The organism is Bacteroides sp. AM54-2NS (assembly GCF_003602935.1).
Taxonomy (GTDB): Bacteria; Bacteroidota; Bacteroidia; order Bacteroidales; family Bacteroidaceae; genus Bacteroides; species Bacteroides xylanisolvens.
In genome coordinates, this window is sequence record NZ_QTMZ01000052.1 from 1 (window position 1) to 6,935 (window position 6,935).

At 40.9% G+C, this 6,935-nt stretch carries 13 protein-coding genes and 1 pseudogene; 8 read left to right on the top strand and 6 right to left on the bottom strand.

Translation table 11 applies throughout. The features are described 5' to 3' along the window. Positions 1-119 precede the first annotated feature (119 nt). Positions 120-530 (top strand): hypothetical protein, encoded by a 411-nt coding sequence (locus DXA05_RS21915; protein ID WP_005868783.1) that lies wholly within the window; start codon positions 120-122, stop codon positions 528-530. Positions 531-878: 348 nt separating this feature from the next. Next, a complete protein-coding gene (locus tag DXA05_RS21920) occupies positions 879-1,277 on the top strand; it encodes a hypothetical protein (RefSeq protein WP_005868782.1) in 399 nt (132 codons plus the stop codon). A gap of 112 nt (positions 1,278-1,389) precedes the next feature. Here DXA05_RS21920 and DXA05_RS21925 read toward each other — a convergent pair whose 3' ends face one another. The 3 genes and pseudogenes from DXA05_RS21925 to rhuM all read right to left on the bottom strand — a co-directional run bounded on the left by DXA05_RS21925 (position 1,390) and on the right by rhuM (position 3,226). After that, positions 1,390-1,986, bottom strand: a complete 597-nt coding sequence (locus DXA05_RS21925; RefSeq protein WP_005868781.1) for a recombinase family protein — start codon at positions 1,984-1,986, stop codon at positions 1,390-1,392. A 41-nt stretch (positions 1,987-2,027) separates the two neighbouring features. After that, entirely contained in the window at positions 2,028-2,357 is a 330-nt protein-coding gene (locus tag DXA05_RS21930) for a hypothetical protein (RefSeq protein WP_005868780.1), read from the bottom strand. A gap of 16 nt (positions 2,358-2,373) precedes the next feature. Then, positions 2,374-3,226: pseudogene (gene rhuM, locus DXA05_RS21940) on the bottom strand (RhuM family protein). A 433-nt stretch (positions 3,227-3,659) separates the two neighbouring features. Between rhuM and DXA05_RS21945 the strand changes: the two are divergent. From DXA05_RS21945 to DXA05_RS21965, 5 genes are all read left to right on the top strand, one after another. Then, a complete protein-coding gene (locus DXA05_RS21945) occupies positions 3,660-3,956 on the top strand; it encodes a hypothetical protein (protein ID WP_284515656.1) in 297 nt (98 codons plus the stop codon). Next, positions 3,901-4,221 (top strand): type II toxin-antitoxin system PemK/MazF family toxin, encoded by a 321-nt coding sequence (locus DXA05_RS21950; protein WP_005868777.1) that lies wholly within the window; start codon positions 3,901-3,903, stop codon positions 4,219-4,221. Before DXA05_RS21945 ends, DXA05_RS21950 begins: the two co-directional genes overlap by 56 nt. Positions 4,222-4,270: 49 nt before the next feature. Then, the gene (locus DXA05_RS21955; protein WP_005868776.1) at positions 4,271-4,669 is read left to right on the top strand and encodes a hypothetical protein; all 399 of its coding nucleotides are present in this window, start codon (positions 4,271-4,273) and stop codon (positions 4,667-4,669) included. Positions 4,670-4,768: 99 nt separating this feature from the next. Continuing rightward, positions 4,769-5,053, top strand: coding sequence for an HU family DNA-binding protein (locus DXA05_RS21960; RefSeq protein WP_005868774.1), 285 nt, complete (start codon positions 4,769-4,771; stop codon positions 5,051-5,053). A 12-nt stretch (positions 5,054-5,065) separates the two neighbouring features. Then, positions 5,066-5,338 carry a hypothetical protein gene (locus DXA05_RS21965; RefSeq protein ID WP_005868772.1) on the top strand — a complete coding sequence of 91 codons (273 nt, stop codon included), beginning with the start codon at positions 5,066-5,068 and terminating at the stop codon, positions 5,336-5,338. Between the two features lie 61 nt (positions 5,339-5,399). Here the strand turns inward: DXA05_RS21965 and DXA05_RS21970 are convergent, their stop codons facing one another. The 3 genes from DXA05_RS21970 to DXA05_RS21980 are packed head-to-tail and all read right to left on the bottom strand — an operon-like array spanning position 5,400 to position 6,418. Further along, positions 5,400-5,777 carry a hypothetical protein gene (locus DXA05_RS21970; protein WP_005868770.1) on the bottom strand — a complete coding sequence of 126 codons (378 nt, stop codon included), beginning with the start codon at positions 5,775-5,777 and terminating at the stop codon, positions 5,400-5,402. A 14-nt stretch (positions 5,778-5,791) separates the two neighbouring features. Continuing rightward, positions 5,792-6,118 (bottom strand): hypothetical protein, encoded by a 327-nt coding sequence (locus DXA05_RS21975; protein ID WP_005868769.1) that lies wholly within the window; start codon positions 6,116-6,118, stop codon positions 5,792-5,794. Positions 6,119-6,163: 45 nt separating this feature from the next. Next, positions 6,164-6,418, bottom strand: a complete 255-nt coding sequence (locus DXA05_RS21980) for a hypothetical protein (protein ID WP_005868768.1) — start codon at positions 6,416-6,418, stop codon at positions 6,164-6,166. Positions 6,419-6,565: 147 nt separating this feature from the next. On the opposite strand from DXA05_RS21980, the gene DXA05_RS26565 reads away from it, so the two are divergent. After that, positions 6,566-6,901 (top strand): hypothetical protein, encoded by a 336-nt coding sequence (locus DXA05_RS26565; protein ID WP_165861547.1) that lies wholly within the window; start codon positions 6,566-6,568, stop codon positions 6,899-6,901. Positions 6,902-6,935: the final 34 nt, after the last annotated feature.

Consider the following 6,935-nt stretch of genomic DNA (forward strand, 5'->3'; position numbering starts at 1 on the left):
AGTCACCCCAAAAAAGAACCAAAAAAATGCTTCCCGGACTATCGGATGCGACATCGTAAAATACGCAAAGACGTGGCTTTTCAGAATAAATACATATCTTCGCGCCAAAGGTGATCGGAATGAATGTATTTTCTACTTTTGATACAGGCGTTATGGTGGCTCTCTTACTGGGCATTGAGTTTCTTAGAAGTGATATCCGAACGATTCTCTATTGTAAAAGGAATGATCCCAGGATTCTTAAGAGTTGCTTATATACGCTGCTTATATTATTGACCAGCCTTTATTCTATTGTGGCCGGAGCCATGCTTCATCCGGAACCCGTACCTGTTTATGAGTTGATACCCGGTTTTCAATATGGGGTTTATGGCTTTTCTTTTTCGTTTATATTGCTCGCTGTTGCATGTCTTTATCGTAAAACATTACCTTTTGTCCTTTTGGGCTACGCTATGATATATGTGATCGGTGTATTGATACCACTACTTAGGTATGTAGTGTCTATGATGGATTATTTCACTCGCACAAGGGTATAGCAGGTTAATTTCTTGATTGTATCGGATTGCCCTTTCTGTGGGCTGCCTCCCCCGGCTTCTTTCCTCCGATCCGAGTCCGGCTTTTTGCTCGGCAAAGGTTTCGGGATTCCGCAAATGGCAAGTTACGGCCATGCGCCTTTACTGTATGGAAAATAACGATGAAGAAGTGTCTTCCCGACATTTTCCATAAGTGAAACTTGGCTTATTGCTTGCAATCCAGACCTTGATATGCCGAAAAAAGGCTCAGAACTCAGATGGGGAATGACATCAAAAAAAAGGTCGGCTGACCAAAGACCTTCCCGATACAAAAAATGAAAAGGTCTTGAATCTAGCTGAAGAATAAATCAGATGTTCAACTTAAATAATGCTAATATGGAAAATTTGATTACACAAATCAACAAAGAGAGATTGGTTAATAGCGACACAGCTCTTATGATGAAGGAATTATACTATTACGTGCCTTGTGAGTATTGGTATGACAAACAGGATAGGCTACGCACCGATATTGAGGGAAGGAATACCCCGATGTATATGTGCGAGTGCCCGACACTGGCAGCATGTATCCAATGGATGATACAGACTCGTGAATATACGTTTCAAACAGAACAAAACGTGGCGGTCTGGCATGTGGTTGTGAGGGCTGGAGATTATGTGTTGTATGACTCCGAAAGTAATGCGGACGCTTTTTGTTGTTTGGAAGAAGCATTGGAAAAAGCGGTACAGGAGTGCATGGAGTTATTGTATTAAAATTAAAAAAAATCAGTCCCCGTGAAGGGGACTTTCCTATAATCTTGCTGAGAGGTGGAATTGCAGACGATCTTTGAGAATCATCTTTGAAGGATGGGCAGAGGTTTATTCGTTATTTGTTATTTTTGTTCTCGGATTTCAGCGCAATTCCATTCCTTCTTAATAGGCGATATACTGTTCCGCTACTGCCTATGTTTAATATTTTCTGTATCTCCCTTACCGGCGTTCCGGATTCATAGAGTTGGATGCAGCTTTTCTGCTTGGCGATGTTGTTTTTGTTGATAAGTGTCTTTCTGCCGAATTTGACACCTTTTTCCTTGGCGATTCTTCTGCCTTCTTGGGTTCTCTCATAGATAAGGTCTCTTTCAAACTGAGCGAAAGCACCGAGAATGTTGTTCATCAGTTGGCCGATTGCGCCTTCCGTACTGATGTTGTCTTGCAGTGAGGTGAATTGGATGCCCCTATTCTTGAAATCTTCCAATAGCGTAAGGATATTCTTCAGCGAACGGCCAAGCCGGTCCAGCTTATATACGACAAGTGTGTCGCCTTCCCGGAGAAAGCTCAGGCAGGCATCCAGTTCCGGGCGGTTTTGTTGACGTCCGGTCATTTTCTCAGAGAAGATTTTCTCGCATCCGGCAGCCTTCAACGCTTCCAGTTGCATATCCAGATGTTGTTCCTTGGTGGAAACACGGGCATATCCTATTTTCATCCTGTTTTCGTATTTAAATGTGTAATGAAGGTTTTAATTCTTCACTTTTTCAAATATGAAGACATTAATTCTTCATATTCCTCACGGCTGTATTGGTTGAACCCCTTTTGCTTCATTGCCAAAAGAAGCCTTTCCAGTTCTCCGATAGTCACTACCTGTTTGCCGATAACGGTAAATTGTTCCCATTCTCCCTTTTCGTTGAGCAGGTATTCCCGGTGTGCAAAACAGTAAAGAGAACCATCGATGTCATTCCGTTTCTGCCATTGACGCAGGTGCTTCAAACTGGTGAAATCACGGGTGACAGTACGTGGAATGGGAACCAATACGTCAATTTCCATCTTGAATTTTATATTCTCTTCCGCTTCTCGCATGGGTGATTAGCTTATTTCATAATACATCAATTATCGTATGGGCAGGAAGTTCCAGTTTGGAGAAAGCAAACATTTTCTTGCCCAAATCCTTTAGCGATGCCCCAATATGATATACTTCCGTATTATCAATGATTAAGAAGCGGTCATGACTACTTTTGTAGGTTCTAGCTTCAATGGGAGGATATTGGTCATTGTGTTTGTTTAAATCAAGTTGGAGCTGTGCGTTTATTTTGTGTATAAATAGTAGCTGATACTCCACTGTTTCGTTTGCTCAACATGAGTAACACGGATTCATCTACATAGTTGTCGATAAGCACAAGTGAGCATTTGGCAGACTTTATTAAATCTGTAGCAAACTTATACGCATCGAATATCTGACCGTCAAAGAATATACCTTCCACCGGAGGCAATGAGGTGCGTACAAAGAAGTCTATCTTTGCATCATGTTCAGCAATGGTTTTCTCTATTTGGAAGAATCTATTGTTCATTCTATATTCCATGTCATTGAGCCGTTGGTTTATAGAATAACCTTTCAATAAATATTCTTTTAAAATTTTATTTGCCCATTGCCTGAATTGCGTACCTCTTACGCTTTTAACTCTGTATCCAACTGAAATTATTACGTCTAGACTAAAGAACTTGACAGGCTTATCGGAATTAGCAATGTGCAAAAAATGCACATTGCTTTTCTCTTCCAATTCCTTTTCCTTAAAAACATTATTTATATGTTTGGTAATAACGGTTCTGTCACGTTGAAAAAGTTCTGCTATCTGCGCTTGTGTGAGCCAAACGGTTTCATCTTCTAAACGTACTTCCAACCTTACAGCTTCATCCGGTTGGTATAGTATGATTTCTCCTTGCTTCTCCATTATATGTTTCGCTTTTATTATATTGTTGCAAATGTACGAAAAAGAAACGTTATAAAGTCTGTTTTTTCCGTAAGTATTACCTTAAAAATTTGTTCCCTTTTTATTTTAATAAAACAGAAACATTCTGCTGTTTTAAAAATCAGTTATCTGTTTGCTATTCATAGTTAGGGTATCAAATAACTAAAATTCAAATGGAAACGCAAATCTATATTTTATGCAGATTTGTTTGTTAGAAGCGGAGAAAAGGACACAAGACATGATAAGAATCATAGGTCGGGGAGCGCCGCACGGCAAGGGGGGCACTAGCCTCCCGACGAGTGCAGCCGTTGGCCGGGTTATCGGTGAAAATGGAAAAAAGTTGGCTTTTCTTTTGGTATTGTTATAACTTTGTCTATATTTGTGTTGTGATAATCAATTTTAAAGTTATAACATTATGGTAACAAACATTATTCAGATTGGAAACAGCAAGGGGATAATACTTCCTTCCGAGATATTGAAACAGTTGCGTTTGTCCTTGAAATCGGCTGTGAGCATTTCTTTGGACGGGAACAATATTGTGATAAAGGCACAACCACGGCAGGGATGGGCGGAAGCTGCCAAACGTGCCATGAGAATGGGGATGATGAGTTGCTTATCCCTGATGTGTTTGAGGATGAAAAGTTTGAGGATTGGACATGGTAGAACAGTATGGAGTGTATTGGGTAGAGTTAGACCCTACCCGTGGGGGTGAAATGGCAAAGACACGGCCATGTGTTGTTGTAACTCCTTCAGATTTGAATATGTACCTTACAATAGTAGTCATTGCTCCGATAACCTCCACCATAAGGAACTATCCTTACCGGGTTCTGTGTTCTGTAGCCGGGCGTGATGGGGAGATAGCCACGGATCAGATTCGCACGGTGGACAAAAGCCGGCTGAAAAGAAAGATTGGAGATTTGAATTTCAGTGAGATAAAAAGACTGAAGGAAGTGTTTCATCAAATGTTCTGTGAATAATGGAAAGTGTGCAAATAACAGGTTATGTAGCGTATTCAAAAAAGATATTATGAAGCCAACTACTTATATTAATTGGGACGGTCTGAAAGACATTCCATTCTTCTACTGCGATACAAAGGAAGATGAAGAAAACAAGGATTTCGACATCTATTACCAGGGCAAGCTGGTGTTGCATGACTACAACCATTGCGGACACTACCTTTACACTGCTGCGCTGCTGTTCAGTAAAATCAGAAACATTACAGCCGACTGGGTGAACCTGCATAACCTTTGGATTCTGCGTGATTGCGTGCGCGAGAATTACAATCACGGCATAGGAGTGGACGACCTTATTTTCGGAGAGAATTTCGATGGCAAGAACCTCGATACACTCACACCGCTTACCAAGAAACGCTTTGATTATTTGTGTAAGCGGATTAAGGAACTTGACCCATACGCAACAATTTAACACTTCATTGGGCGAAGGCAGGGCTTGCTGCGGATGCCAGACTTTAAATAATCCATTGGATTAATTATCTTTGCACGCTAATTTTCAAATTATAAAGAAATGACTAAATCGGAAATCGTAAAGGAAATATCTGCCAGAACCGGCATCGACGGCAAAGCGGTGCTTGCTGTTTTGGAAGGATTCATGAACGAGGTAAAGACTTCGTTGGGTAAGGAGGAAAATGTCTATCTTCGTGGATTCGGTAGTTTCATAGTGAAGAAGAGAGCGCAAAAGACAGCTCGGAATATCTCTAAGAATACTACTATGATTATTCCGGCTCATAACATACCGGCATTTAAACCGTCTGACGAATTTTTGAAAATGGTAAAACAACAGAACGCATAATAGGTAAACACAATGAAAGATCAGTTACGATTATTGAGAGACTGTATCAATAATGATCGTCCGGCAGTTGTCTTTCAGGGAGACGATTTTTGCGCTCCTGAGATTTTGGAAGCAGCAAAAGAAATTTATCGTAAACATGGTTGTTCCGAAGAATTTCTTTTTGACTGGCAGCTGCTTATCAATGAGGTGAAGGCTTACCAGTTAGAAAGTCCGGCAACTGTCAAATTGCCGAAACTCTCCCCGACAGAAACGGAACTGGTGCGGGAAGAGATGACTAAACGCTAAAAAATATTCTCGTTTAATACGCACCTTTTATTCTTCAGGCAGCGTATTGAACGGGATGGGATTAAAATGTTGGCGAACCTGCTTTTTTCGAAAGTTCCTGCCAATAGTTGAAGTCACTCGGTGAAAGATGCTCTTGCATCCAGTCACGCATACCAATATCGTTTCTTTCGTTCACATATCTCGTAAACGGAATCATTGTCTTACATGCTTCAAATCCAAGCATTCTCATATGGCGTGAAATGTTGGGAGGAAGACCTTCCAACCACTCTTTATAATACATTATCAATCTGTTTTCTTGGATTGGAACCGCTTGTTGGTGGTAAATATAGCTGGCGTTTCCGATTCTAATATCTCTGGCCTTATTTTCCCGTTCTTCTTCAGGTAGCCGACTTAAATATTCAGCTTGTGCTATTCTGCATTTGGAGTTTGGATGTTCCATGGTATTTTATATAATTAAGACTCTTCAATGATACGGTTCATCAAATCACATATTTTTTGGCAGCTATGACGGTCTGCGCAAGCAGGATAGGGGCATTTCTCAAAGGATGCCTGATTATCCGTAACTATGAAACCTCCGGAACGACGTACATAACTTACCGGATGAAAATAAATATCTTCCTTTTTCGGCCTATAAGTACATAGTCTTATAAGGCTGTTCAGCTCTTTGCAAATTTGCTCACATTTTTCTTTGGGATAATGTGGCAAATCACTGAATGCTTCGTAGGGGACAAAGGCAAATGCTTTGTCATCCCACATGACAGGTGTGTAATTCTGTACCATTTGTTATTTGGAATAAGGATGGCTGGCAGATTCCGTATTTCTGTATCAGTTAGGTAATCCGTCACTATTTAAGTGCGCCTGGGCAAACTCCCGGAGGTTCGTTTCGGCAATGCACTTTTCATAAATCTCATCCAATACTTCTTGCATATTTTCTACTTTATTGAATTTTAAGGGGCTGCCGTTTGTTGCGGCTTGCCTTTCCAGTTGTTCGATGATACTGGGAAATATCCCACGCAATAAACCGACGGTAGCTACGGCTGTAGCTGGTTCTACCTCTATTGTAATCTTTTTCTTTTCCATATCGTTGTATTATGTTATCAAAAGTAATAATTATTAGGATATTGGTAAGCATTTCTTCTGAAAAACTTTTTAAAGATATTGTTTTAAGATGACATACTGTGTTTTTGCGTTCACGCAGTATTCTTTCCCACCCTCCCCTTCATCGGAATGACTGTTCTCATTTCCGGTTTACCCGTAGTCATCCGCTATGCGGCTGATTATGGGCAAACCAGAAAAGAGAAGTTCCAAACGTGGGCGGGATTGCAATGGTCATCATCCGGAGCTTCGGCATTGCCGAAACAACCTCCTTCTTCCGTATTGCAGTTCCTTCCTTTTACCGTTTGTCCCGGCAGTCCGTTGCTAACCCGTTCCCCCCCTGTCACTTGTGGCAGGGAGATAGGAATACGGTTTGCAGCAAAACCGTATGGTTTGTTTTACTTTCCGTACTGCCCTTTTCCTTGTTTTCTGCCTCCCCTAATGTGCTTTTTTCATAGCTCCATCTGAGATCCTTTGTTTTTGAACGGCAAATTTATTTCGG

What these genes read in the sequence shown, in the direction of transcription:
- DXA05_RS21960 (WP_005868774.1), top strand. Translation starts at nt 4,769, where the DNA reads ATGACTAAATCGGAAATCGTAAAGGAAATATCTGCCAGAACCGGCATC.
- DXA05_RS21915 (WP_005868783.1), top strand. Translation starts at nt 120, where the DNA reads ATGAATGTATTTTCTACTTTTGATACAGGCGTTATGGTGGCTCTCTTA.
- DXA05_RS21980 (WP_005868768.1), bottom strand. Translation starts at nt 6,418, where the DNA reads ATGGAAAAGAAAAAGATTACAATAGAGGTAGAACCAGCTACAGCCGTA.
- DXA05_RS21965 (WP_005868772.1), top strand. Translation starts at nt 5,066, where the DNA reads ATGAAAGATCAGTTACGATTATTGAGAGACTGTATCAATAATGATCGT.
- DXA05_RS21930 (WP_005868780.1), bottom strand. Translation starts at nt 2,357, where the DNA reads ATGCGAGAAGCGGAAGAGAATATAAAATTCAAGATGGAAATTGACGTA.
- DXA05_RS21955 (WP_005868776.1), top strand. Translation starts at nt 4,271, where the DNA reads ATGAAGCCAACTACTTATATTAATTGGGACGGTCTGAAAGACATTCCA.
- DXA05_RS26565 (WP_165861547.1), top strand. Translation starts at nt 6,566, where the DNA reads ATGACTGTTCTCATTTCCGGTTTACCCGTAGTCATCCGCTATGCGGCT.
- DXA05_RS21970 (WP_005868770.1), bottom strand. Translation starts at nt 5,777, where the DNA reads ATGGAACATCCAAACTCCAAATGCAGAATAGCACAAGCTGAATATTTA.
- DXA05_RS21950 (WP_005868777.1), top strand. Translation starts at nt 3,901, where the DNA reads ATGGTAGAACAGTATGGAGTGTATTGGGTAGAGTTAGACCCTACCCGT.
- DXA05_RS21920 (WP_005868782.1), top strand. Translation starts at nt 879, where the DNA reads ATGTTCAACTTAAATAATGCTAATATGGAAAATTTGATTACACAAATC.
- DXA05_RS21945 (WP_284515656.1), top strand. Translation starts at nt 3,660, where the DNA reads ATGGTAACAAACATTATTCAGATTGGAAACAGCAAGGGGATAATACTT.
- DXA05_RS21975 (WP_005868769.1), bottom strand. Translation starts at nt 6,118, where the DNA reads ATGGTACAGAATTACACACCTGTCATGTGGGATGACAAAGCATTTGCC.
- DXA05_RS21925 (WP_005868781.1), bottom strand. Translation starts at nt 1,986, where the DNA reads ATGAAAATAGGATATGCCCGTGTTTCCACCAAGGAACAACATCTGGAT.